Genomic DNA, 25,923 nt, shown 5'->3' with positions numbered 1-25,923 from the left:
ATTTATCCTGCGAGAACGACGTTGCCGGCGCAATCCAGGGACAGCAGCTGGGGGGGGCTGGCCCGGCTGATCAACGCCTTGTTCATCCCGGGTCAAAGCCAATCACCCTGCCAGCCGCTAGTCCATCGCCTCCACCAACAGGCAATCCGAAAGGTTTGAAGCGTGAGCGGCTGCGAAACTATCGATTTGACGATCAATGATGGTGTAGCGCGCATCAAGCTCAACCGGCCGGATGCGCTCAACGCGTTGAGCAGGCCGCTTCTTGAAGAAATGATTTCCGCGCTCGACCGGCTTCGCGACGGCGGAGAGGCACGTGTCCTCGTTCTGAGCGGCGCGGGCAGAGCCTTTTCAAGCGGAGCCGATCTCTCCAGCGGATCTTCCCCGGCGGGCGGCGTCGAGTTCGACGCGGGCGCAGTGCTGGAACGCTATTATAATCCTCTCATGGAGCGCCTATTTTCCTTGCCAATACCTGTCGTCACTGGGGTACATGGTGCGGTTGTCGGCGCCGGGTGCATGCTGGCGTTGGCAGGCGATGTCATTGTCGCGCAACGGTCGACCTATTTCCTGCAAGCGTTCGTCAACGTCGGACTGGTCCCTGACGCGGGCAGCATGTGGTTGCTGCCCCGGCTGATCGGACGCACCCGCGCGCTTACCATGATGATGTTGGGCGAAAAGGTCGGTGCCGCGCAAGCACTGGAATGGGGCATGATCAGCGAACTGGTGGAAGACGGTGCGTTGCAGGCCAGGACCGACCAGATTGCGGCGAAGCTCGCCAAAGGTCCTACCCTATCCTATGCGCTTATACGTCGAGGTGTGCGGGCGGCTTTCGAGCAACCGTTGACGGGCGCCCTGCAGAGCGAACGCGAAGCGCAACGACAGGCCGGGAACAGCAGCGACTTTCGCGAAGGCGTTGCCGCGTTTCGCGAAAAACGCCCGGCGGTTTTTACCGGCAGATAAGCGCGTTGGCACGGTGTGCTGCAATGAACGGAGGAACTTGCCCGATGATGGAAGGAACCGGCCCGCTCAAGGGCATCAAGATCGTAGAATTCGGAGGGCTGGGGCCAGGACCCTTCGCCGGAACGATGTTTTCGGACATGGGTGCGGACGTCCTTCGCATAGACCGCAAAGGGGCCGGAGACCCGCCCGTTACCCGGATTGATGCGCGGGGACGCCATGCTATCGCCCTCGATCTCAAGGATCCCGCGGACATTGCGCGCTGTCTGGACATCTGTGACAAAGCCGATGTCGTCTTCGAAGGGTTCAGGCCCGGCGTCATGGAACGGCTTGGCCTCGGTCCTGACATCATGATGGGGCGCAATCCCAAGCTCGTATTCGGGCGAATGACCGGCTGGGGGCAACAAGGCCCTTACGCCCATACGGCAGGGCACGATATCAATTATCTGGCCATAACCGGTGCGCTTCATGCGATCGGCACGCAAGACAAGCCGGTGCCTCCGCTCAACCTGGTTGCCGATTATGGCGGTGGTGGCATGATGCTGGTGGTCGGTATCCTCGCGGCCCTGATCAACGCAAAGGCGACGGGCAAGGGCCAGGTCGTGGACGCTGCGATCTGTGACGGCGCCACTTATCTGATGTCGCTCTTTTACGGGATGAAAGAGGCCGGCAACTGGCAAGACAAGCGAAACGCCAACCTGCTGGACGGAGCTGCGCCTTTCTATGATACATATCAATGCGCTGATGGTGAATGGATTGCGGTTGGGTCGATGGAACCGCAATTCTATGCGCTCCTTCTCGATGCCATGGGGGAGCCGTCCCTTGGCGAGGTCAAGCAGATGGATCAGGCCCGCTGGCCGGAACTCAAGATGAGATTTCAGGAGATTTTCCGTGGCCGCACGCGTGACGAATGGTGCAAGGTCATGGAATATACCGACATCTGCTTTGCTCCTGTACTGAGCATGACGGAAGCGCCGAAGCACCCGCACAATATCGTTCGTGGCAGCTTTGTCTCCGTGGCCGGGGTCGTGCAACCCGCGCCCGCACCCCGTTTTTCCGGCACGCCAAGCGCTATACGCTGGGCTCCCGCCCCTGTTCAGCATGACGTTGCCGATAGCGTGGCGAAATGGGCCGAGCCGTCGACCTGATCACCCGGCCAACCTTGGGCTGCGAGCGCTTTTCTCCGCATTTGCTGTCAGGGTAAAGGCATGGTGCATATCGAGACCATGCAAACAGCGGAATTTAGCCTAGAGCCGGATGCATCAATGGAGAGCCTATGACAGCCTTTGAGCATGCATTCCGCGCAACGCGCCTGCCCGAGGACACGGAGCAGTTTCGCGAGGAAGTAAAAGCTTTTCTGGCTGACCATGCGCCCGCTCGGCCGCCTCATATCCGGGCGCGCAGCTGGGCTGGCTTCGACGCCGATTTCAGCCGCGCGCTGGGCAGCAGGGGCTGGCTCGGCCTGACGCTGCCCACCCGTTACGGCGGCGGTGGCAAGGGGCCGTTCGCCCGCTTCGTGCTTGTCGAGGAATTGCTGGCGATTGGCGCGCCGGTTGCCGCGCATTGGATCGGCGATCGGCAAAGTGCGCCGCTGCTTCTGCACTACGGCACCGAAGAGCAGCGCAACGACATCCTGCCGCGGATCTGCGCAGGCGAGTTGTTCTTCTGCATCGGTATGAGCGAACCCAATTCCGGGTCGGACCTGGCGAGCGTGCGCACTCGTGCGCGACGGGACGGCGATGAATGGGTACTCAACGGATCGAAGATCTGGACGACCTATGCGCACAAGGCGCATTATATGATCGCGCTGGTTCGCACCAGCGGTGGTCCCGAAGACCGACAGAAGGGACTGTCCCAATTCCTAATCGATCTGCACGCGCCGGGTCTCACCACCAAGCCGATCGTTGATCTGTGCGGCGACGCGCATTTCAGCGAAGTGTTTTTCGAGGATGTGCGCCTACCTGCCAATGCGCTGGTCGGTGCGGAAGGCGACGGCTGGAAACAGGTCAACGCTGAATTGGCGTTTGAAAGGAGTGGGCCTGAGCGCATTTATTCCAGTATCGTGCTGCTGGACCTGTGGGCGCAATATCTGGCGTCAAGTGGGACGGGGGATGCGGCACAGCGGATAGCACTTGGCAAGTGCCTAGCGCGGATGGCGGCCTTGCGAGAGATGTCGATCGCGATCACCGGTCGATTGGATGATGGCGAATCGCCGGTAATCGAAGCGGCGCTGATCAAGGATCTGGGCACGACGCTGGAGCAGGACATCCCTTCCGAGATTGCGCAATTGACAGGGGATCCCGACCTGCCGGTCGACGACGAACTGATACGCACTCTGGCCTATGTGATGCAGGTGAACCCCGCTTACTCGCTGCGCGGCGGGACGAGAGAGATTTTGCGCGGGATGATCGCTCGGGGATTGGGATTGCGGTAATGGAGAACGACCTTTTTCTCGAAAGCTTCTCGCGTCTCCTGGCGGATGTCGCCGATATGGTGGAGGTGCGGGCAGTTCACGGAGGGGCCAGCACGAGCGCGATGTGGCAGGCGCTCACGGAGTCAGGCTTCCTCGATGCTCTGGTCGCTGAAACGCATGGCGGCGTCGGCCTTGGCCGCGCGGAGATCTTGCCGCTGTTCATGCTTGCAGGGCGGCGTCTTCTTCCGGTGGCGTTCGCGCATACAGTCGTAGCGCGCATGTTGATCGCGACCGCAGGCGAGGCGTTGCCGGTCGATGGTCCGATCCTGCTCTGGCCTGTCGGTTCGTCTGGCACGTTGCGGTCTCAGATCCCGCCAGCGGCGTTCGAGGCAGGGCATGCTCTTGTGCAGCATGGTGCGTCATTTCGCATTGTGCCATTGCGCGCTGGCGACGGGGGCGACGGCTTTGGTTTTCATGCGGCGACGCTGGTTGCCGATGCGTCGCCTCTCGTTGAATTCGAGATCAAGGATTGCGATTTGCTCGACTGGGCGGCGGCGCTGACCGCGGTCTCCAGCGCCGGGGCTGCTGCCCGCGTGCTCGAACTCAGTCAGCAGCATGTCACGGAACGGCAGCAATTCGGGCGGGCGTTGGGCAATTTTCAGGCTATCCAGCATCTGATCGCGCAAGCCGCCGAACAATCGGTACTGGCCGCAACGGCGGCGCGGATCGGATTTTCCGGTAAAGATGTCGCATTGGACCCGCTGCGCGTCGCATTGGCCAAGACGCTGACGGCGAACGCGGCTTCGGAACTCTCGCGCATCGCTCATGCGGTCCATGGTGCGATCGGCATCAGCAAGGAGCATGACCTTCAACTCTACACGCGGCTGCTTAAGCGGTGGCAGCTCAGTTACGGGTCACAAGACTTTTGGGCAGAGCGGATAGGCGCGGCGCGCATCGCTGCATCAGATGGAACCGCCGTGGACTTTATTCGCACCGCTCTGGCGCCATCGTAGAAGGACGCGCCAGCCGCTTCCCAGCCACGATTGACTGTAGCGGAATAGGCATTTGCATTGCCGGAGGCTTTACTTCCCCGGCCAGTGCTCTGGGTTTAGTTCCCTTTTCAGACTCTTGGTAGATCTGCGCCACCTCGAACAAAAAGGGAATAAAAGTGTCCGCCATCGATCTGCTCCGGCCAGACTTCATGGACAGCGACGAGCTGCGCATGCTTGAGGATGCGACGGATCGCTTTCTCGATGATCATGCCGACAGCGCAGCACTGACCCGCTGGCGCGAGCAGGGATATGTCGATCGGGACACATGGCGAGCCGCGGGGCAGTCGGGGCTGCTGGGGGTCATGATCCCTGAAGCCTATGGTGGTGCCGGAGCGGATTTTCGATATGAGGCCGTCATCATGGAACGGTTGGCGCTGAAAAACGCCCTGAACTTTGCGCTCCCGTTGCACAACGCCGTGGTAGCACCCTATCTGATCGACTATGCCAATGACGAGCAAAAGGCGCGCTGGCTGCCGGGCGCGGTAACGGGCGAGAATATCCTGGCCGTCGCGATGAGCGAACCGGGCGCCGGTTCTGATTTGCAGGCGATGCGGACCACGGCCAGCCGCCAGGGCGATCATTACGTCATCAATGGACAAAAGACGTTCATCTCTAACGGCTTTCACGCTAATATCATCATCGTCGCCGCCAAGACGGACCAGGAGGCGGGTGCTAAAGGCATATCCCTTTTTGTCGTCGAAACCGACAAGGTCGAGGGCTTCGAGCGCGGACGTCTGTTGCACAAGCTCGGTCAGGAAGGTCGCGATACGGCGGAACTGTTTTTCTCCGATATGCGCGTGCCGGCCGAAAATCTGCTAGGCGGCGTTGAGGGGCAGGGCTTCAAGATGCTGATGAGCAAGCTGCCGCAGGAGCGGCTCGTCATCGCATGGCAAGCCATGGGCATGATCGAGGCGGCGCTGACGCTAACCATAGACTATGTGAAGGACCGAAAGGCGTTCGGCAAGACATTGTTCGACTTTCAGAACACCCAGTTCAAGCTGGCCGAGTGCAAAACGCAGGCCACTGTTGCAAAGGCCTTTCTCTATCATTGCACGCAAGCCCTGTTAAAGGGCACGCTGGATGCAGCGACGGCCTCGATGGCGAAATACTGGATAACAGAGGCGCAGGGCAAGATCATCGACGAATGCCTGCAACTGTTCGGTGGTTACGGCTACATCCTCGAATACCCGATTGCGGAAATGTACAAGGATGCTCGCGCCTTTCGTATTTACGGTGGCGCAAACGAGATCATGAAGATCCTGATTGCCCGATCGCTTTAAGCCAATGATTCAGGACCTGAGGGAGCGTTAAAGTGCCGATCGACTTCAATATTGACGCTGGCATCGCCGTCATTACGATCAACCGTCCTGAAGCGCGCAACGCGATCGACCGGGAAACTGCGCTGGCGGTCGAGACTGCGGTCAGGCAGATCGACAGCCAGAAGGATATCCGTGTCGGCGTCATCACGGGCGCCGGGAGCCACTTCTGTGCCGGGATGGACCTCAAGGCGTTTCTCCGCGGCGAGGTCGTGCGGCTTCCCGGAACCGGATTCGCGGGCGTCACCCAAGCATCCTGCTCGAAGCCGCTCATCGCTGCCGTGGAAGGCTATGCGCTTGCAGGCGGCTTCGAGATCGCGCTCGCCTGCGACATGGTGGTCGCGGCGCAGGGCTCGCAATTCGGCCTGTCGGAAGTAAAGCGGGGCCTTGTGGCCAATGCGGGTGGACTGGTTCGCCTGCCGCGCCAGTTGCCGGCCAAGATTGCCAACGAACTGGTGCTGGTCGGCGACATGCACCCTGCCGCGCGCCTGGCAACCCATGGCCTCGTCAACGTGGTGACGTCTGACGGACTGGCGCTGGAGGGCGCGATGGAACTGGCGCGCAAGATCGCCGCAAATGGTCCGCTTGCCGTCGCGGTCAGTCGCCGAGTACTGAGCGAAAGTCTCGAATGGCCGGTCGAGGAGTTGTTCGACCGCCAGAACGCGATCACCGCTGCGGTCTTTGCATCGGCGGACGCGAAGGAGGGAGCGCAAGCCTTCGCCGAGAAGCGTCGGCCTGTATGGCGCGGTGAGTGATGCTGTGCGCCTGGACTGGGATGTGCTGGCCAGGCTTGACACTTTGAGCGCTGTCCTTGGCCACCATGCCAATGAGAGGCCGGCCGCAATCGCGCTGACCTTTCAAGGGCGTGACACCAGCTACCGTGCGCTGGCCGACCAGGTTTCGGCATTGGCTGGGCTGCTGTCGGCCGAAGGGATAGAGTGGGGCCAGCGGGTCGCCTATCTTGGCAAGAACAGCGATCGATATTTTGTCCTTCTTTATGCGCTGGCTTCGTTCGGCGCGGTGCTGGTTCCGCTAAACTGGCGGCTTGCCACCGAAGAATGGCAGTTTCTTCTGAACGATGCCGGTGTCGTGCGTTTGTATGCCGATGAGGAATTCGTCGGTCGCGCGCACGACCTCGCCGTCAGTTGCAGCCTGCCCGCACCAACATTGATTCCCGAGCCGGTCTCCGGCGACATTATGCCTGCACCCGCGATTTTGCCCCACGACATAGTCGTGCAAATATATTCTTCCGGAACGACGGGTCGTCCCAAGGGGGTTATGCTGACCCATCGCAATTTGCTGGCGTTGCGCGCACCGGGCTATGCTGCGGGCCTTACTTGGTTTCCGCGTGAGACGGATTGCAGTCTGTTACTGCTTCCGGTCGCGCATATCGCCGGCACAGCCTATGCCTTCTTCGGCATCTATGGTGGAGGCCGCATAGTGATCGAGCGCGAATTCGATGCCGGCATCGCCCTCGAGCGGATGGAAAGCCAGCGCGTCACGCATATGCTGCTTGCGCCCGCCGCCCTGCAACTTGTGATCGAGCATGCCGACTGCGCCTGGCGCAATCTGGCTAGCTTTCAATATTTGACCTACGGGGCCTCGCCCATCTCACAGACCCTGATGGATCGCGCGTTCGAAGCATTGTCCTGCGGCTTCATACAAATGTACGGCATGACCGAAGCTGCCGGCGGGGTCGTAGCGCTGACACCCGACGACCATCGATCCGGGACGCAGGCGCGATTGCGTTCGGCGGGCAGGGCGATGCCCGGCGTCGAAATCGCCATAGCGGGGCGGGACGGCGCGCACGCGGGCGTTGACGAGATCGGCGAAATTCTGGTCCGGTCCGCTGCGGTCATGGCCGGATATTGGCGGCAGCCTGACGCCACAGCTGAAACGATCGACCCGAATGGCTGGCTGCGCAGCGGCGATATCGGGCGAATAGATGAGGAAGGTTATGTTTTTGTTCTAGACAGGGCCAAAGACATGATCATCTCAGGCGGCGAGAATGTCTATCCGGCCGAAGTTGAGAATGCCTTGGCGGATCATCCCAGCGTCGGCGATGTCGCTGTTTTCGGGATAATCTCCGAACGGTGGGGAGAGGTGCCAGCTGCTGCGATCGTCCTGCGCCCCGGATATGCACTTGACCCGAAATCGCTGCAAATCTGGTGCGCGGACAAGCTGGCCCGGTTCAAGATCCCAAAGCAATATGTCGCGCTGGAGGCATTGCCGCGCAATGCGGGCAACAAGGTGCTCAAACGGCAATTGCGGGACCTGTTCCCAAGCTTGACCGGCGGAGCCTGAAAGGTCGGGGTTGGCGATACTTGCCTCTGCTGGCAGCGCCTTTGTACTTACGATCGAAAAGGCACGCGATGTACGACGACCGGCATTATATGAATTTGGAACTTTGGTCTGTAAACCTCTCTATTGAGATCCAGAAAGGCACCGTTGGATGCAGAACGTACCCGTGATCGTGGACATTGTCCGTTCGCCCGTAGGACGCGGCAAGCCCGGCACTGGCGGGCTGTCCGGGACGCACCCGGTAGATCTGCTCGGGCAGGTCCTCACACAGCTTGTGGAACGTAATGGGTTCGATCCGGGGTTGGTGGACGATCTGATCGTCGGCTGTGTCAGTCAGGTTGCAGAGCAGGCGGTGACGCCGGGCCGGACGGCCTGGCTGGCAGCGGGCTATCCGGCCCATGTTCCCTCGACGGTCGTCGATCGGCGCTGCGGCTCCAGCCAGCAGGCCGTCCATTTCGCCGCGCAGGGCATCGCGGCGGGCGCATATGATGTGGTCATCGCCGGAGGTGTGGAATCGATGAGCCGCATTCCGATGTTCACGGCGCGACAGGGTGCTGAACCGAACGGTTCCATTTTCAACCGCCGCTTTCCTGAAGGCTTGGTGAATCAAGGCATTTCCGCTGAACTGATCGCGGCCCAATGGGGCATTTCCCGAGATGAGATGGATGCGTTCTCGGCGCAGTCGCACCAGCGAGCAAGCGCAGCGCAGGCGGCTGGCCATTATGACAGGGAAATCGTGCCCATCGAGACTTCATCCGGACTGTTTACTCAGGACGAGACCATCCGACCCACGACCACCGCCGAAGGGCTTGGAGCGCTTAAAGTTTCCTTCGAAAATGAGGAAATGAGCAAGCGGTTCCCGCAGATCAACTGGAGCATCACGGCGGGAAATTCGTCGCAGATCTCGGATGGCGCGTCCCTTGCGCTGATCATGAGCGAGGCGACGGCCAGCCGCCTGGGATTGACGCCACGCGCTCGTTTCGTCGCCTTCGATGTTGTGGCAGACGATCCATTGCTCATGCTGACCGCACCGATCCCGGCAACGCATCGCGTCCTGAAGAAGGCGGGCTTGTCAGCCGACCAGATTGATCATTTTGAGGTGAATGAAGCTTTCGCGCCGGTGCCGCTCGCATGGCTGCGTGAGCACGGGGTTGATCCGGCGAAGCTCAATCCTGCTGGCGGCGCAATCGCGACCGGGCATCCGCTGGGCGGCTCGGGCACCAAGCTCATGGCGACCATGCTCAACGCCCTCGAGAGGACCGGTGGCCGTTACGGCCTCCAGACCATGTGCGAAGCGGGCGGCATGGCAAACGCGACGATCATCGAACGACTGTGATTTTTCGGGGAACGAGACAATGAAGATAGACCAAAATCTGGTTGCGGTGGTCACCGGCGGCGCGTCCGGTCTGGGGCGGGCATCCGCCGAAAAGCTGATCGCGGGCGGTGCCAGGGTCGTCATAGCAGACTTAGCTACCTCCGATGGCGAGGCAGTGGCGAAGGAAATAGGGGCGACTTTCGTTCCTGCCGATGTCACCAGTGAAGATCAGATGAACGCAGTGTTCGATGCTGCCGATGCGTTGGGGCCGCTTCGCGCGGTTGTGCATTGTGCTGGCCGTGGTGGCCCGATCCGCGTCGTGGACCGGGACGGAAACCCCGGCTCGCTTGAAATATATGAAAATGTTGTCCGTATCAATCTGGTCGGGAGCTTCAACGTGTTGCGCTTGGGCGCGGCGCACATGGCCAGGACCGAACCGGTCGAAGGGGAGCGCGGCGTCGTGATCATGACGGCTTCCGTGGCCGCGTTTGAGGGACAGATCGGCCAAATCCCCTATGCTTCGGCCAAAGCTGGCATTGTCGGCATGACCATCGTTGCCGCGCGAGATCTGGCGGGCCGCTACATTCGTGTCTGCACGATCGCCCCGGGCACGTTCGACACGCCGATCCTCGCGCGTCTTTCGGATGATGTTCGCAGCAGCCTTGCCAAGGCCGTACCGCATCCGTCCCGGCTCGGTCATGCGTCCGAATTTGCCTTGCTCGCCGCCCAGATAATAGAGAATCCGATGCTCAACGGCGAAACCATTCGTCTCGATGGCGCGATCAGGATGCCGCCGCGATGAGCGATCTTCCCCTGCTGCGTAGCGAAGTCGATGGAGTCGTGACGCTGACGCTCAACCGGCCCGATTTGCGCAATCCGATTTCGGACCCAGCGGTGATGACAGCTGTCATAAAGGCCATCGAACTTGCCGATGCCGACATTGAGACCCGCGCGGTTATCATCACGGGCGCGGGCTCGGCTTTCTCTTCTGGCGGCGATATCAAGACGATGCGCAAAGGCGGGGGGCTGAACGATGCACTGCCCGCCATTACGCGCCGCAACTATAAAAATGGCATCCAGCAACTGCCGCTGTTGTTCGAATCCATCGAAGTGCCCGTTATCGCCGCCGTCAACGGGCCCGCTATCGGCGCCGGGTGCGACCTGGCCTGTATGTGCGACGTACGTATCGCCGCGCAAAGCGCGCGCTTTGCGGAAAGTTTCGTCAAGATGGGGATCGTGCCGGGTGACGGTGGAGCATGGCTGCTACCACGTATAGTCGGCTTTTCCAAGGCTACGGAGATGGCGCTAACCGGCGACATGCTGTCGGCGGACGAAGCATTGGCCTGCGGCTTGGTATCGAAGGTTGTACCGGATGACGAACTGATGCAGGCGGCGCTCGATCTTGCGCGTCGTATCGCGGTCAATCCGCCCTATGCGGTGCGGATGACGAAGCGGTTGCTGCGCGAAGGGCGCACGGCCAGCTTGGCTACGCTTCTAGAAGCTTCGGCAGCGGCGCAGGCAATCTGTCACGCGACCGCAGATCATGAAGAAGCGGTTACTGCCTTTCTGGAAAAGCGTTCACCCCACTTCAAGGGTGCGTGATGGGAGAAGCCGCGCTTATGAGCCAGAACGAGCAACTGGACAATTTTCGCGCCACCGTCCGCGAATGGATGGTGCAGAATGTTCCACGGGACTGGCGCGCGCGGCAGGCCGGAGACAATATAGAAGAATTTATTGCCTCTCAACGCGAATGGCTTAGCCGGCTCGTTGCCGCCGGCTACGCAACCCCGCACTGGCCCGAAGGTTGGCCGGGTGGAGGGCGGTCGCTGGCCGAGCAGGTTGCGCTTTTCGAGGAGATTGCGCGGGTCGATGCGCCGCGCATGAGCCTCTATTTCGTGTCTCTCTATCACGCCGCCATGACTTTGGTGGAATGCGGGACCCCCGAGCAGCAGGCGCGCTATCTTCCGGGCATCCTCAAGGGTGACGTCTGGGTGCAAGGCTTCTCCGAACCGGGTGCGGGATCTGATCTTGCAGCACTCAAAACCCGCGCGGAGCGTAAAGGCGAGAGCTATATCGTCAATGGCCAGAAGGTCTGGTCGACGCTGGGTCAGTTCGCGGACTATTGTCTACTGCTCGTTCGCACCGATCCCACCGCAAAAAAGCAGGCGGGCATCACGTTCCTGCTGATGGATATGAAGTCAAAGGGGGTCACAGTCCGCCCTATCCGTCAGGTCACGGGTGACGAGGAGTTTGCGGAAATCTTCCTCGATGACGTGGAAATCCCTGTCGAGAATCGGGTCGGCGCAGAGAATGAAGGTTGGGGCGTCGCGCAGGTCACGCTATCGTCCGAGCGCGGACTTACTCTCGTCGAACTGACTGAACGCATGTATCGTTCGCTGTGGCGCCTGATTGCGGCCGCCGAAGCGCCGCCAGCCGGTCCCGATGTGGAAACCAGTCGCGCAATGGTCGATCTGATCGGGCGCATCGAGGCGTTACGCGCGCTGGTCGGAGAGTTCATGGCACGGCGCATCGCAGGGCAGGAAGCTATCGGGGACGCTTCCATCCTTAAACTGGCCTATGCCCGGACAGCGCGCGCCTATACCGAGATGGGCCTGCGGTTGCAGGGCATTTCTGGTCAGCGCTTTACACCTTATATCCTGGGTGCTGGATATGAGACCGGCAACTGGATGTTCGATTTTCTCAACAGCTACCAATTTAACATTGCAGGTGGCGCGAATGAGATTCAGCGAAATATCATATCCGAACGCATGTTGATGCTGCCTCGGGAGAAGATGGCATGAGCGAGATCCTAGCCGAACAGTCCACGATCGACCCGGAAGAAATGCGCGATGCCGCCAGACGGTTGCTGGCTGATCGTGTTAATCGGCGAGCGCCCTATGCCGAGCCGCCGCGGGACGAATCCGAAACCCTTTTCGCAGCCATGAGCGAACAGGGCTGGGCGCTCCTGACAGCTCCGGAGGAGACGGGCGGGTTGGGCCAGTCCTTCGCGGCGCTGGCACCGATCTATGAGGAGATGGGTAAGGTCATGTCGCCGGTAGCGCTCTTTCCTTCGCTCGCCAGCCTCGAACTGCTGACACTGGAGAGCGCGTCGCCTGCCGCTCGCGCGCTTGCGGAGAAAGTGGCATGTGGCGACGCGCAGGTTGCGGTGGCGATTGTCCGACCAGATACCCTAAGTGTCGAGGGAGAGTGCCTGAATGGAATGCTGCTCGCACTACCGGCTGATATCGGAAGCGACCATTTGCTGCTGCTTGTCGATGGTGCCGAGGCTGCGGCTTGGCTGATCGAGTTCAGTGCGCCTGGCGTATTGATTACCAGGCCCGAAATGTGGGACCGCAGCCGGCCGGTGATCGACATTAAACTGGAGGATGTCGATGCGATACGGGCGCTTTCGGAGGAAATTAGTGCAGCAATCGAGCGCGTTCGCGGCCATCTTGAACTCGCCTTGACGTGGGATTCACTGGGCGGTGCACGCCAGTCGCTCGACGAAACCGTCGCTTACATGATGTCACGGCAACAGTTTGGGCGACCTATAGGCTCCTTTCAGGCACTCAAGCACCGAGCGGCGGATCACAAACTGTCAATTGATGTAGCTACCGCACTGGCTCGCGAGGCTACTGACGCATTTGCGAAGGGCGCACAGGATGCGGCAGTCCGTGCTTCGCAGGCGAGGCTTCTTGCGGACGAGAGCTATCACGCTATGGCCGAGGATGCTGTCCAGCTCCATGGCGGCATCGGCTTCACCTGGGAACACGACTGTCATCTGTTTCTGAAGCGCGCCCTGCTGAATGAAATGCTGTACGACTCGCCGGAAGCGCGTCGGGACCGTCTGGCGCCGACGCTCTTCAAAAGAATGCGAAGATAACAACGTTGATATAACTCGACGATTAGCGGTAGCCTAGGACTTCGACCGGTTTATTTTTGGCTATGTTCATGAAATGTCCGGTGCCTTTGTTTGTAAAGAATGACGTGCTCCCCTGATTGTCACCATTCAGAGGTTGAGTCCTTCCATGGTTTTGATGGTCCCCCGGTTTCGTGTCCGAGCAAAGTGTAGGCCTCCGGCCTTCATCTGCCGGGGTTATCCCCTATGACGAAGAACAGCGACAAGAATGTCACGATTGTAGCATGAGATGTGTGATGATCGCCTCGCAGTCCGCTGGTAGCGATTGGGGCGACCGTTCATTGTCGCATGCGTAACTGGCTCGTGTCCGGCGCTTTTTATAACGGGATTTTTCTAATGGGTCCATTGCACGGAATAAAAGTGCTTGAATTCGGCAAGGCTCGGCCGGGCTCATTTGCGGGTATGATGATGTCGGATCTTGGCGCCGACGTGCTTCGTATCGAGCGCGAGGATGCGCAAGATCCTTTGCCGCAGAGGCTAGATGGGCGTGGGCGCCGCAGCGTGTCTCTGAATCTCAAGGATCCAGTTGCACGCGAATTATGCCTCGATCTCTTTCGCAGCGCCGACCTGGTGATGGAGGGGCATCGACCGGGCGTCATGGAGCGTCTGGGCCTCGGTCCGACCGTCGCAGTCGAACATAATCCCCGGCTGATCTACGGACGTTTGACGGGGTGGGGCCAGAATGGTGCATATGCCGAAAACGCAGGTCATGATATCAACTATATAGCCTTGGCTGGCGTACTCCGTGCGATCGGTGGGCCAAGTGGGCCGGTGGTGCCTCTGAACCTTGTTGGAGACGCTGGCGGAAGCCTCTGTTTTATTATTGGCCTGCTGGCAGCGATCATCAATGTACGCATCACTGGCAAGGGTCAGGTGGTGGATGCAGCGATGTCGGACAGCGCGGCGTATCTGATGTCCATGTTCTATGGCATGACAAGCGCGGGCACGTGGCGAGAGGAGCGGGCGTCGAATATGATCGACGGAGGCGCTCCGTTCTATAATGTTTATCGCTGCGCTGATGGAGAGTGGATCGCCATTGGGGCCATCGAGCCGCGATTCTACGCGCAATTGCTCGATATGATTGGTGCAACCGGCTTGACGCCCGAGGCGCAGTTGGATCGTTCTTCATGGGCCGAAACAAGCATGACGCTCGGTGCCATTTTTGGAACCAGGACGCGGCAGCAATGGTGCGATATCCTCGAACAGGAGGAGGTATGCTTTTCACCCGTCTTGTCGCTCGCAGAGGCGCCGTCGCATCCTCATTTTACGTCGCGTGGGACATTTGTCGATATCGACGGCATAATACAACCAGCTCCGGTGCCGCGCTTTTCGGAGACGCCGGCGCGTATTCAGTGGCCCCCGGCACCGATCTGCCAGGATATTGCCGAGGCAATAGAGGACTGGCGGAAGGTGCGCGCATGAAATTCTGGAATCTGCTGGCTTTCGTCGAGGATGATCAACTCATAGAGAGCGCGATATTTTCAGAAGCGGTCGGGTTTGACGCGGTTGGCGTATCCGATCATATTTTCATTCCGGAGAGGATAGAATCCCGTTATCCGGCCTCACCGGACGGAAAGCCCTTCTTCACGATAGATCATAAATGGTCCTTCCCCGACCCCTGGGTATCTCTCGCCATGATTGCCGGGGCGACGAGCCGGATCAAGCTGATGCAAAGCATCTATGTCTTGTCGGCACGTAATCCGATGGAAGTCGCCCGAGCGACCGGGACGCTCGCGGTCCTCAGCAACCACCGGCTCTATGTGTGCGGAGCCGTCGGATGGATGAAGGAAGAGTTCGATACTTACGGCGTCGATTTCGCGACGCGGGGCAAGCGCGCCGACGAGATGATCGCCGTGATGCGTAAGCTGTGGAGCGGTGAGATCGTCGAGCATCATGGCACCCACTTCAATTTCGACCGGCTGCGCATGCTGCCAGCGCCTGGGCATGTGCCTATTATTGCGGCCGGGCCGAGCCCGGCAGTGATGAAGCGCGCCGCATATTTATGCGATGGCTGGATGGACGGGGGCAACAAGGTCGACGACATGCCCCACTTGATCGCGTCGCTTACGACGATGCGGCGCGAAGCGGGGCGTGAGCATCTGCCGTTCGAGATCATAATGGTGCTTAAAGGCGACTGGGACACGGATTCGTTCAAGCGGGCGGAGGGTATGGGCGTGACGGCTATTCAACTTGCCCCGGCGTTTTTCCTGCTCCACAAGCGATCGACGCTTGATGAAAAGAAACGGCTTTGGGAAGATTTTGCAGAGAAGGTCATCCGGCACTTCCCCGGCGTCTGATAGCAGCAGAGACGACCAAACCGTCGTTTCCCCTCAAGCAACGGTCCTTGCGTGGTAGGACTATCATGACCGTTTCGGCACCAACAAAATGGGAGCGCGTCAGTCGGTTGCCGATCTTTCTGATCGAGCCTTTGTGGGGTCTCTCGCCGGACTGGTGATTTGCAGCACCAGGCTGAGATAGAGGGCAAGTGCATTGACACTCTTGAACAACCATGGCGCATCAAGTCCATCTGAATACGCCAACGGGCGCGCAGGTGCCGATTTGTAGGATTGGCTGAGCAGTAGAAAAGGGGAAAGAAGCTGTCGCAGCACCCTCGGGTGCCGCGCCAGCTTCTACTGACAAGTGATTAGAACTTGCTGCGGTCGATATTGAAGATCCGCACCGCATTCTCGCCCAGAATCTTGGTCCGCTGGGTCTCGCTCAACTCATTCATTTCCCGTTCGATGCTGAGTTTGGAATAGGGAAAAGACCCCTCATGATGCGGATAATCGTTTGACCACAGAATGTTGTCTTCCAGGCCAAGTTCGCAAAGATACTTCAGCATGGTGGGATGTTCCAGCGAGGACGCGAAACAGTTACGCTTGAAATAGTCGCTGGGAAGATTTGGGATCACGGGCCTGACCCACATATGGTGGGCACGATAGGCATGATCCATCGAGTTCAGGACCCAGGGGATCCATCCAACGCCCGCTTCGATGACGCCAGCCTTGATCTTCGGGAAGCGTTCGAACACGCCTGATGAAATCAGCGTAACCAGCGGATCGATGCCCGAACCCATTGCCTTGTGGAAGTTGATGATTGCGCCACCATTTCCGCCAACGGCGCGAGGATCCTCGCCATTGCCGACATGAAACACCAATGGGATGCCGGTTTCCTCGATCACGGCCCAAAGCGGTTCGAACATCTTGTTATTATATTCGGTGCGGTTGAGCGGCTGGTCGAGCCGGTTGAACACCGGCCGGTTAGAGAGCATGATGCCATGGAACCCATTCAGTGCCGCCCACTGAATTTCCTTCATAGCGTTTTCGACATCGCCCGCCGCGATCAACGCCATGGGCATGATCCGGTGGAACTGGTCCTTGAAGGTTTCGAGCGCCCAACGGTTCCAAGCTCGTGTCATGACGCCTGCGAATACCGGATCGGGCGTGGCAAACCCCAAAATACCCTTTTGCGGGAACACGACCTCCGCATCGACACCGTCCTCTGCCGCATGTTGCAGCCGCTGTTCAACGCTGCGTCCAGCAGCGGTGCGCAACACGTCCTGATCTTCCATGCGGTCGGTATAAGGGGCCAGGACTTCGAAGCTTTCAAAACTCTCCTGTTCAGGCAGAAGATCCCGACGGTTGGAAGGGACGCTCACACGCTGCGGCGGCCAGCCGTCAGTGTGCAACCACTGTACGCCCTCGTCGTCCACCTTCACGCGTGGCAGACGATCCTTATACTGTGGATCGGTTACACGCGACGTCATGAAATCCAGCGGCTCGTTCGCATGCGCGTCCGCGCTGACCACGAAATATTTGTCCTTAGAGCCGGTTACCAGCCGGTCTCCGAAAGGGGTAGGACCCGTGCCCTTCAGGCGCCAGGCGTTGCGTTCGGTTTGTGCTACCATGTCTTCCTCCTTCGGGTATGGCGGCCTTCCCGGCGCCGGTTCCCATGTTCCAAAATCGCGTCAATCGTTTTCCGGGCGCGTGATTCGACTAAACAACTATATATCCCTGCAAAGTGTCCCTGCCATTGCCTTCACAGCAGGCGCTTTTGTCCCACTCGGCACAGTGACTGAACCCATGCCCGATCCGTCACGGAGAATAGGGAGTCTCGACCAGGATTTGCTGTGTTTCATTATTCATGAATTCAGGCAGCCTGGCCAGCGACTCGGCTAGTTCCGGATCGCTGAACGCGGCGTTCAGGCCAGCGCCTATGTCGGCAAAAACCTCAACTTCCCACAGATGCATGATGTCGCCCAGATCGCCTACCAGTGCTTGAAGGCCGTAGACCAGCGTCCAACGATGGTCGCCAAGGAAGGGCGCCACCTCGCTCAATACCTCGTTAAATCCGGCATTCTGACTGAACTTGAGATCGACCTTTGTTTTGACGCCATGTTGAATATCTTTGCCTGAACGGGTGATGGGAATCCCCAATCTTGGCCTAGCTGACGAAGACAGCCACGAGCAATCTCTAGATTATCGCTACTGTCGCTTCGGGACTGGTGCGACAGTAGCGAATAGATGCATGTATCAGGACAGGCCCGACAATGGTTCGATATATGAGGTCACTCGGTTTCAAAGTGGGCATCATGCCATGGTCCGATTATTTTCCCGAAGCTGCAGGTGCGCGGCTCGACAAGTCCCTGACCTTTCCTGTTTTTGACGGCCGCGAGCTTAGAGAGCATCTCTTTTCGATACGCGAACAGTTCACACGGTTTAATCTGCTCAACCGCTATTCGATGCATTTTGCAGAGGCCTCGCCATTGGTAGCCGCGCCAGGGGCTGGCCAGTTGCGCGGGTGAAGGTGATCGGCCACTACTGGCTAGAGTTAGAGGCCTGGCGCAAGATGCGGCGCGACCGCTGGCTGACGCTTGGCGCGGCGATGATCGCGCCGTTCCAAAAGATATTGACGGACAGGAATGTGGAGGTTCGCCTCGTGCCGGGGCCGACACCTTCATTGTAAAGGAGGGGCGGGTCGTGGGCGTCGGGGCGGCGATTGAATTCATGGACAGGCCCTTCATGGTGCCGACTGTGGCAATGCCAATCAAGGACGTTTCCAACTTCACCGAGATTCACCAGGCAGTGTTCGTCCGGGGCGACTACACAGTGCCTGCGTCAACCGCAATGACGATCGCTTTGGCGACGAGGCCTGCGGCTATGACCGCATTGGTAACGCCATGGTCGAGGATGAGATGCGGACCAGAGCCAATTCACCCTGCTGGCTCGTGTTTGATTCCAAGTCCCGGCAGAAGTTCACTGCTGGAGGCTTCATGCCGTCGGCGATCATGCCCGACAGAAATATTCCGATTGACTGGTGGGAACATCCATATGTTCAAGGCGGAAAGAATTGCCGATCTGGCGCGGGAGATCGATGTGGCTGCGACCGCATTCGAAGGGACGATCGCCTGCGTGAACGACTATGCCCGAACTGGCAAGGATGTGGAATTCGGCCGTGGCGCTACTGTGTACGACCGCACGTTTGGCAACCCGAATGTTAGGCTCAACTCCTGCCTTGGTTTCATTGACAAAGCGCCTTTTTATGCCATTCTGGTGCATCTGGTGCATCTGGGCGACTTGGGCACGATGGGCGTACTCAGGACTCACGCGCAGGCGCGAGTTCTAGATTTAGAGGATCGGTCTATCCCTGGGCTATACGCGGGAGGCAACGCGCCTGGAACGCCCTTTGGCAGCTGCTATCTGGGTACCGGTGGCGATCGGACTGGCGATGATGTTCGGGTATATTGCGGCCGAAGCCATGGCTCCGGAGCGATCGGGCTTAGGGCATGACTCGGCGCCGGCGCCGTGACCGCCGTTAGAGGGAAATGTTGGACAAGTCGGTTGCCGGTTGCGCGTACATTCTATGCGATGCTTCTTGGGGCGACCAGGGTAGGAACGGAAATAACCAAGAGGTTTGAAGGCAGGACGGTGGTCATGCCCGGCGCGCCGCAGCGGGTGGGTCAGGCTGGACCGCCGCCGCGCTGCTCGCGGCCAAAGGCGCGATCATATAGGCGGACGAGATGTCGCCGAATAGCCTGAAATCCGCAGCCCGCAGAAGGGGGCACACTCCAACAATCAAAGAGGACAAGATATGAGCGTCGATCCCCGGACCCCCGTTATTATCGGCGTCGCCCAGATCACGATCGGGCGCGAGCAGCGCCCCGCGCCCGAACCGCTGCTGGGCTGGGAACAGGTTTGCAAGGAGGCGCTCGCCGATGCGGGGGTCGACCCGGCCATGGCCACGCAGATTGATACCGTGTTGGTCGCCGACGTGATGAGTTGGCGCTATGATTATCCGCTGGCCCGGCTGGCCGAGCGGCTGGGCGCGACGCCCCGTCATATGGCGATGGGCAAGCCTAGCGGAACCTCGGGTCAGACGATGCTGGATGAGGCGGCCGCTGCTATCCGCGATGGAACGGCGGACATCGCGCTCGTCTGCGGCGGGGAATCGCTCGCCACGATGCGCGATTATCGCAAGGCAGGTTCGATGCCGCCTTGGAGCCACGTTCACCCGGAAGGTCCCGAATATGCTTTCGATTTGGACGAGGTGCAGCATCCTGGCGAAGTCGCGATCGGCCTGACCGAAGGGATCGGCGCTGTCTATGGTTTCGCGATGCGCGACGTGGCTCGCCGTGCACATATGGGCGTCGTGCCTGACGCTTATCGTTCAGCGTTGGGCGAGACGCTGGCCGGAATGACGCGCGTTGCGGCAACCAACCCGCATGCCTGGTTCCGGCAAGCGAGGGACGCCGCCTTCCTGACTGAGCCGCGTCTCGACAACCGCATGGTTGCCTATCCCTATACCAAGCATATGGTGGCTATCATCGATGTAGACATCTACGCCGCACTGATTGTCGTGAGCCAGAAATGGGCCGATGCACATGGCATAGCTGCTGAGAAGCGGGTCTACCCATGGACGTCCTGCTATGCCGAGGACCCGGTGTTCATCGGCGTGCGGGATAAGCTGTGGAAATCGGACGCCATGGAGGCCGCGAGCAAGGCGGCCCTGACGGCCGCTGGCGTTACGATGGACGACATCAGGCATGTCGATTTGTACAGCTGTTTTGCCTCCGCCGTGAACTTTGGCCGCGACGCTCTTGGGATAGCGCATCGTGGGGGCGATGAGGTGACAGTGACTGGCGGTCTTCCCTATGCGGGCGGGCCGGCGAGCAGTTATATGATTACCTCAATTACACGAATGGTGGAAATCCTGCGTGGCGATTCGGGCAGCATAGGTCTGATTAGTGGCGTTGGGATGATGATGTCCAATCATATCTATGGTCTCTATTCCACGACGCCGCCACCGATTGTGCTGGTGCATCCAGATCACGCTGCGGTTCAGGCATTGGTCGACGCGATACCCCAGCGAATGATCGAGGATGACTATGTCGGGCCAGCGGTGGTTGCCACCTACACGATCATGCACGATAATCTGGGCAATCCGTCGCACGGGGCAGCGATTTGCGATCTGCCCGGCGGCGCGCGATCCTACGTACGGATAATCGATTCGGCGCTGCTGGCGTGGGCAGAGCGCGAGGAAATGGTCGGCCGCTCCGTGACTATCGGTGCGGGAGGGACGACAGGCGTCATCACGGCCGTATATTGAGAATGTAGACGCCGCTGCATCGATAGGCAAGACCGAGTTCTAGCTGCGTGCTTGTTCTATTAGGTGGCCCCGCTTATCTGAATGCGAGACTGGTCAATTAATAAGTGAGTGGACGGATCGGTACCTTGCCCGATGGCACCTCCCCTCGTGAATATGGAGTGTGGCGATGGAAAGCGTTAGCCGGGAATTGCTTGAACGGGAGAGCCGTACGGGCGACTGGCCCTTAGCCTCGGAAACCCTGGGCGATCTTCTGGAAGGTCGGTTCAGTTGCCGAGCCTATAAGAGCGACCAGGTCCCCCGTCCGGTCATCGAACGGATGCTGACACTGGCGCAGCTTAGTGCATCCTGGTGCAATTCCCAGCCCTGGCAGACGATTGTCACAGAAGGAGAAGGAACGGAGCGATTTCGCGCTGCTTTGTTCGACCATGCCGTCGCCGACCATGCGGCCCATGGGGGCGTTCCCGACATGCAGCCCGACTTCGATTTTCCGACCGCATATCGCGGCCTCTACAAGGAGCGTCAGCGTGAAGTCGGCTGGCAGCTCTATGAAAGCGTCGGCGTGACGTATGGCGACCGCGCCGCATCGGGCAAGCAGGCGCTGGAAAACTTCAGGTTTTTCGGGGCGCCTCACGTACTTGTCGTGACATCCGAAAGGGATTTGGGGACTTATGGGGCCGTAGACTGCGGTCTGTACATGGGTACCCTGCTGTTGGCGGCCGAAAGCCTGGGGCTCGGCATGATCCCGCAAGCAGCCCTCGCCACCTACGCGCCCTTGATGCGCGACTTCTTCAACATTCCTGATCATCGCATGGTCGTTTTCGGCGCTTCATTTGGCTATCCCGACAGAGAGCATCCCGCCAATGCCTTTCGGTCGAGGCGATCCGCCCTTTCGGATGCGGTGAGTTGGGTAGCGGGCTAATGACAGTTCGGCCGAGGTGGAGGAGATGAACGGTGAGCGACAATAAAGCTATGAATCCTGGCGGACTGTCCTCCATTGAGGAAATCGTCGCGGATGCGCGAAACGGCCGGATTTTCATCTTGGTCGACGATGAGCAGCGCGAGAATGAAGGTGATCTCATCATCCCGGCCCAGATGGCTACGCCTGATGCGATCAATTTCATGGCGATGCACGGGCGTGGCCTGATATGCCTCGCCGTCACGCAGCAGCGGGCGGACCAGTTGGAGCTACCGTTGCAAAGCGCGGTGAACAAGTCGCATCACGAGACGGCGTTCACCGTGTCGATCGAGGCCCGCGAGGGTGTGACGACGGGCATCTCGGCCGCTGACCGGGCGCGTACGATCGCCGTTGCGATCGACGCCGGCAAGGGAAAGAACGAGATCGTCACGCCGGGGCATGTCTTCCCGCTCATCGCGCGCGACGGCGGCGTGCTGGTTCGTGCAGGCCATACGGAAGCCGCGGTCGATATTTCGCGTCTGGCGGGACTCAACCCATCGGGGGTCATTTGCGAGATCATGAATGCGGATGGCAGCATGGCGCGTCTTCCCGACCTTCTGCCGCTTGCACAGCGACTGGGCCTGAAGATCGGCACCATCCGCTCGCTCATCGAATACCGCCGAAAGCATGACCATCTGGTCGAGCGTGTGGCGGAGGGCGCTTTCCAGAGCGACATGGGCGGCGACTGGAAGATAATATCCTATCGTAACAAGGTAAGTGGCGAGGAAACGATGGTTCTGCAAAAGGGCGAAATCGATCCGTCCATCCCGACGCTGGTTCGCATGCACAATCTCAACGTATTCCAGGACACGCTTATGGAGAGTGGCAGCCGCTCGGGCATGCTGGGACGTGCGATGCGCATGATCGGAGACGAGGGGCGTGGCCTGGTGGTCGTCATCAACCGTCATACGCGTCACGTGCTCTCTCAGGCGTTGCAAATGCGCGAAGGGAAGGCAGCGCGCACTGACATCGAGGAATTGAGAGACTATGGCATCGGCGCCCAGATTCTTACGGACCTCAATGTCCATGATATGATCCTGCTGACGAATTCGCATCAGCAGCCAGTGGGGTTGAAAGGCTATAATCTGAATATCGTGGCCGAGCGACCGATTGCATAACGGTTTGGAGCGGATTCCACAGGCCGTCTTACCATCGGCCCCCTACGCAGATCGCTGCACTGGACGCACGGCCATCGCCGAAAATCGCGAGTGCCCATACACGGTGGTGGTGAGTGACAACGGAACCGGGTGATCTGTCCCCTGCGTCAGCGGGACCGGATATCAGCAACAGGCGCGTGACCGACTTTTGATCGACGGCCGGGTCGCAGCCGTGCCCGTTCAGATGCCTATCCAAGTCGCGCTGGAATAATCCAGCGCGACTCTTTGATGATCAGGATGGGCAACACTTAGTGGCCCATCTTGAAGGAAAGTCTCAGCATGACCTGACGGCCCCGGTCCACAACCGCCTGGAAATCAGCGATCGTGGTGGCATTTCCTGTAAACGGAACCCCCGAGCCACGGATATAAGTGTGCTTGTCGGTGAGGTTGCGACCGATCAACGCCAGCTCCCAGCCATCATCTGCCTGCGCGAGGCGGAGCGTCGCATCGAAGAGGCTGTAATTGGGGTGCCTGCTCAGCGGCGAGTTAATGGCATCTGTCCAGTAGCTGTCACTATAGGTCCAGTTTCCTGACAGGCCCAGCTTGAGGCCTTCGCTCACCGGTGTCTCGTAGTTGAAGCCGAGATTTCCTGTCCAGAAGGGCGCGCGCGCTAGCTGCTCCCCGCTCAGGTCCTGTGCCGAACCTCCGTTCAGCTGAGGGCGAGCGAAGCACTGTGCCGAAGACTGGCCGGTATAGCATTGAGCCAGATACTCGAGATATTTCGCGTTGGTATAAGCTGCGCCACCGCTGAGGCTTAAGCCTTCAACCGGAGAACGCCAGTTGAAGTCGAACTCCATACCCTTTTGCCGGACATTAGCCGCGTTTCCGACGATGACCGCTGTATTGTTATTGACAGATACGCCGACCTGAAGCCCACTGATTTTATATGTGTAGAATGCAAGGTTGGTTCTCAAGGTACCGTCAAATAGCGAAGCCTTGATTCCGGCTTCCCAGCCCTTCGATTCCTGCGGGTCATAGTCGGACCGGACCCCGGCCGCGACCGGGCCGCCTATGACGATGGCGCCTGCGGCATTCCTTGCTGGCTGAACACCGTTTCCGTTAAATCCGCCGGACAGGAAGCCTTCCTTATAACCGCCATAGATATTGAGTTGAGGCGTCGGACGATAGGATAACATGACTTCCGGCGAGAAATCCTTCCAGCTCTTTTTGCGCACAAAGTCCGGGCCATAAATCTCCCGCAGGCCGGTGCCAAAGCTTGCTTCATTCAGCGCCACTGGCAGCTTTTTGGTTTCACGCGAATAACGGCCGCCGGCCGACAGCTGTAAATGCTCGAAGAAATCGACCTGCGCCTGCCCAAAAACGGACCAGGCGAATCCATCCTGGACGAATCGAGGGTGAACAATGAAAGTAGGATTGAGTGCATTGGCGACAGTAAAAACGTGCGTATCGTTCTTGCTATCCTGAACTAGGCCGCCGACTGTGAAATTGAACGGGCCGGAGAAGCTACTGCCCAGCCGCACTTCTTGCGTCAGTTCACGAATGCCGCCTTTATATGCGTTACCCAATACCCTGCGAGCACCAACCCCAGTTTCCAAATATTGCGCATTGAAATTACCGACTTGGCGTGCCCTGCTCTTGTACAAGCTGCTCATCGAGGTGAGGGTTAAATCCTCCAGCAGGTGATAGTTCATTTCAAAGCCGCTGATCACTTGCCATTGCTGACCGAAAGTATTGCCATTTCTAAACAATGGACTCGCGGCTGCAATATTGGGGCCAAGTTCGCCGCCCGACGCCTGCCCGGTCGCGGAGCACGCGCCCGGAGTGTTAGCAGGAATGCCCTGCGGTCCGCTCGGAAGGGCGCAGCGTACGACCTGCAGTCCGGCCGGGCCGGCTGTTCCGTCCACATTGCCATAAGTGACCTTGAGTTTAGCGTCGAAACTATCGCTTGGTTCCCATTTGAGCGTTACACGACCAGCATAGTCGGTGGTATTAGGGGCGCGCTGGGTCGATGGTCCGAAAATTACGCCCGTGCCAATGGTGCCTGCGGCCGGTGCCACCCTTTCGATCCACCCCTGCATAGTGTCGATCATGGCCGCTACGCGGATGCCCAATGTCGGCGTTATCGGGCCGGACACGTAGGCCGTTGCGTTCGCTTCACGTGCATTAAACTCATATCCGATAGAGCCCCCGGCCTCGAAAGACGCGGTGGGATCCGCAGTACGGATCGAGATAACGCCCCCAGGACTATTCTTCCCGAAGTACAAGGCCTGAGGTCCTTTAAGAACCTCGACCTGTTGCATGTCCATCTGCCCCATACGCCGAACCGAGGCTTTCGCCACCTGCACGCCATCGATATTGAATGAAACAGCCTGGTCTGAAAATGGATTGGTTTCGGTGCCGGAAATGCCTCTTATGACGATAAGTCCGCCTTGGAGCCCTGAAGACCCTCCGTCGCCGACGATAAGCGCCGGCACGGCGCGTGCCAGTGCGTCCATAGTGGTAATATTGCGCCGCGAAAGCTCATCGGCGCCAATGGCAGAGATGGTGACTGGCACCGCAATCGCCGTTTCTGAGCGCTTGCGAGCTGTAACGATGATATCCCCTGAACTTGCATTGGCTGCGCCCAGATCGGCTGTCTGCGCCACGGCAATTCCCGAACACCCGAAGGCAGCGGTCGATAAAAGCATCAGGCGCCAGGCCTGAGCAGCCGTTGAGTGGCTGATGGTCACAATACTATCCTCCCCTTTTTAACGATCATGATTTTAAGTAAATACGATTATGTTTCGTTCGTATTTCTAGACTTAATTGCTAGGCGTTATAGATTTACAGATATGAAATAACAGATTCATAGTATGAATAATATATCACAGTGATATTGTGTATTGAATTGAATCTCACATATTATATTTATAATGATCTGATTCAAAGTCAATCATTTCGATGAACGTTTCATCATGATGCGCTCGCTGGCAAGA

General features: G+C 59.1%; 23 protein-coding genes. 20 read left to right on the top strand and 3 right to left on the bottom strand.

The window, feature by feature from the left end; all coding sequences use genetic code 11:
* The first annotated feature begins 162 nt into the window (after window positions 1-162).
* From WG907_RS17475 to WG907_RS17410, 14 genes are all read left to right on the top strand, one after another.
* Window positions 163-957 carry an enoyl-CoA hydratase-related protein gene (locus tag WG907_RS17475; protein WP_340234829.1) on the top strand — a complete coding sequence of 265 codons (795 nt, stop codon included), beginning with the start codon at window positions 163-165 and terminating at the stop codon, window positions 955-957.
* Window positions 958-1,001: 44 nt separating this feature from the next.
* Complete coding sequence (locus tag WG907_RS17470) at window positions 1,002-2,102, top strand: CaiB/BaiF CoA transferase family protein (protein WP_340234828.1); 1,101 nt, start codon at window positions 1,002-1,004, stop codon at window positions 2,100-2,102.
* Window positions 2,103-2,230: 128 nt separating this feature from the next.
* Complete coding sequence (locus tag WG907_RS17465) at window positions 2,231-3,388, top strand: acyl-CoA dehydrogenase family protein (protein WP_340234826.1); 1,158 nt, start codon at window positions 2,231-2,233, stop codon at window positions 3,386-3,388.
* Complete coding sequence (locus WG907_RS17460; protein WP_340234824.1) at window positions 3,388-4,380, top strand: acyl-CoA dehydrogenase family protein; 993 nt, start codon at window positions 3,388-3,390, stop codon at window positions 4,378-4,380. Before WG907_RS17465 ends, WG907_RS17460 begins: the two co-directional genes overlap by 1 nt.
* Window positions 4,381-4,535: 155 nt before the next feature.
* On the top strand, window positions 4,536-5,699 hold the full coding sequence (locus tag WG907_RS17455; RefSeq protein WP_340234822.1) for an acyl-CoA dehydrogenase family protein: 1,164 nt from the start codon (window positions 4,536-4,538) through the stop codon (window positions 5,697-5,699).
* Window positions 5,700-5,731: 32 nt separating this feature from the next.
* Complete coding sequence (locus WG907_RS17450) at window positions 5,732-6,490, top strand: crotonase/enoyl-CoA hydratase family protein (RefSeq protein ID WP_340234820.1); 759 nt, start codon at window positions 5,732-5,734, stop codon at window positions 6,488-6,490.
* Window positions 6,491-6,533: 43 nt separating this feature from the next.
* Complete coding sequence (locus tag WG907_RS17445) at window positions 6,534-8,039, top strand: AMP-binding protein (RefSeq protein WP_340234818.1); 1,506 nt, start codon at window positions 6,534-6,536, stop codon at window positions 8,037-8,039.
* Between the two features lie 148 nt (window positions 8,040-8,187).
* Complete coding sequence (locus WG907_RS17440; RefSeq protein ID WP_340234816.1) at window positions 8,188-9,372, top strand: thiolase family protein; 1,185 nt, start codon at window positions 8,188-8,190, stop codon at window positions 9,370-9,372.
* A gap of 19 nt (window positions 9,373-9,391) precedes the next feature.
* Window positions 9,392-10,153, top strand: coding sequence for an SDR family NAD(P)-dependent oxidoreductase (locus WG907_RS17435; RefSeq protein WP_340234814.1), 762 nt, complete (start codon window positions 9,392-9,394; stop codon window positions 10,151-10,153).
* Window positions 10,150-10,953, top strand: coding sequence for a crotonase/enoyl-CoA hydratase family protein (locus WG907_RS17430; protein ID WP_340234812.1), 804 nt, complete (start codon window positions 10,150-10,152; stop codon window positions 10,951-10,953). The genes WG907_RS17435 and WG907_RS17430 overlap by 4 nt, the downstream gene beginning before the upstream one ends.
* A 17-nt stretch (window positions 10,954-10,970) precedes the next feature.
* Window positions 10,971-12,152 (top strand): acyl-CoA dehydrogenase family protein, encoded by a 1,182-nt coding sequence (locus WG907_RS17425; protein WP_340234810.1) that lies wholly within the window; start codon window positions 10,971-10,973, stop codon window positions 12,150-12,152.
* On the top strand, window positions 12,149-13,234 hold the full coding sequence (locus WG907_RS17420) for an acyl-CoA dehydrogenase family protein (RefSeq protein WP_340234808.1): 1,086 nt from the start codon (window positions 12,149-12,151) through the stop codon (window positions 13,232-13,234). The genes WG907_RS17425 and WG907_RS17420 overlap by 4 nt, the downstream gene beginning before the upstream one ends.
* Before the next feature lie 324 nt (window positions 13,235-13,558).
* Window positions 13,559-14,692, top strand: a complete 1,134-nt coding sequence (locus WG907_RS17415) for a CaiB/BaiF CoA transferase family protein (RefSeq protein ID WP_340234806.1) — start codon at window positions 13,559-13,561, stop codon at window positions 14,690-14,692.
* Entirely contained in the window at window positions 14,689-15,567 is an 879-nt protein-coding gene (locus WG907_RS17410; protein ID WP_340234804.1) for a TIGR03619 family F420-dependent LLM class oxidoreductase, read from the top strand. Before WG907_RS17415 ends, WG907_RS17410 begins: the two co-directional genes overlap by 4 nt.
* 347 nt (window positions 15,568-15,914) lie before the next feature.
* Here WG907_RS17410 and WG907_RS17405 read toward each other — a convergent pair whose 3' ends face one another.
* Window positions 15,915-17,177 carry an amidohydrolase family protein gene (locus WG907_RS17405; protein ID WP_340234802.1) on the bottom strand — a complete coding sequence of 421 codons (1,263 nt, stop codon included), beginning with the start codon at window positions 17,175-17,177 and terminating at the stop codon, window positions 15,915-15,917.
* 187 nt (window positions 17,178-17,364) lie between these two features.
* Window positions 17,365-17,706: an NIPSNAP family protein gene (locus WG907_RS17400; protein ID WP_340234800.1), complete on the bottom strand. Its 342-nt coding sequence runs from the start codon at window positions 17,704-17,706 to the stop codon at window positions 17,365-17,367.
* A gap of 125 nt (window positions 17,707-17,831) precedes the next feature.
* Here WG907_RS17400 and WG907_RS17395 point away from each other — a divergent pair, with 125 nt between their 5' ends.
* The 6 genes from WG907_RS17395 to ribB all read left to right on the top strand — a co-directional run bounded on the left by WG907_RS17395 (window position 17,832) and on the right by ribB (window position 22,948).
* Window positions 17,832-18,074, top strand: coding sequence for a hypothetical protein (locus tag WG907_RS17395; protein WP_340234798.1), 243 nt, complete (start codon window positions 17,832-17,834; stop codon window positions 18,072-18,074).
* Window positions 18,075-18,076: 2 nt separating this feature from the next.
* Window positions 18,077-18,235: a hypothetical protein gene (locus WG907_RS17390; protein WP_340234796.1), complete on the top strand. Its 159-nt coding sequence runs from the start codon at window positions 18,077-18,079 to the stop codon at window positions 18,233-18,235.
* 365 nt (window positions 18,236-18,600) lie between these two features.
* Window positions 18,601-19,059 (top strand): FAD-binding protein, encoded by a 459-nt coding sequence (locus WG907_RS17385; RefSeq protein WP_340234794.1) that lies wholly within the window; start codon window positions 18,601-18,603, stop codon window positions 19,057-19,059.
* A 301-nt stretch (window positions 19,060-19,360) separates the two neighbouring features.
* On the top strand, window positions 19,361-20,875 hold the full coding sequence (locus WG907_RS17380; RefSeq protein ID WP_340234792.1) for a thiolase family protein: 1,515 nt from the start codon (window positions 19,361-19,363) through the stop codon (window positions 20,873-20,875).
* A gap of 166 nt (window positions 20,876-21,041) precedes the next feature.
* A complete protein-coding gene (locus tag WG907_RS17375; RefSeq protein WP_340234836.1) occupies window positions 21,042-21,794 on the top strand; it encodes a nitroreductase in 753 nt (250 codons plus the stop codon).
* 50 nt (window positions 21,795-21,844) lie between these two features.
* The gene (ribB, locus tag WG907_RS17370) at window positions 21,845-22,948 is read left to right on the top strand and encodes a 3,4-dihydroxy-2-butanone-4-phosphate synthase (RefSeq protein WP_340234835.1); all 1,104 of its coding nucleotides are present in this window, start codon (window positions 21,845-21,847) and stop codon (window positions 22,946-22,948) included.
* 287 nt (window positions 22,949-23,235) lie between these two features.
* Here the strand turns inward: ribB and WG907_RS17365 are convergent, their stop codons facing one another.
* Window positions 23,236-25,677, bottom strand: a complete 2,442-nt coding sequence (locus WG907_RS17365; protein ID WP_340234790.1) for a TonB-dependent receptor — start codon at window positions 25,675-25,677, stop codon at window positions 23,236-23,238.
* Window positions 25,678-25,923: the final 246 nt, after the last annotated feature.

The organism is Sphingobium fluminis (assembly GCF_037723805.1).
In the GTDB taxonomy this organism is placed as follows: Bacteria; Pseudomonadota; Alphaproteobacteria; order Sphingomonadales; family Sphingomonadaceae; genus Sphingobium.
This window is presented reverse-complemented; position numbering and strand designations above follow the sequence as displayed.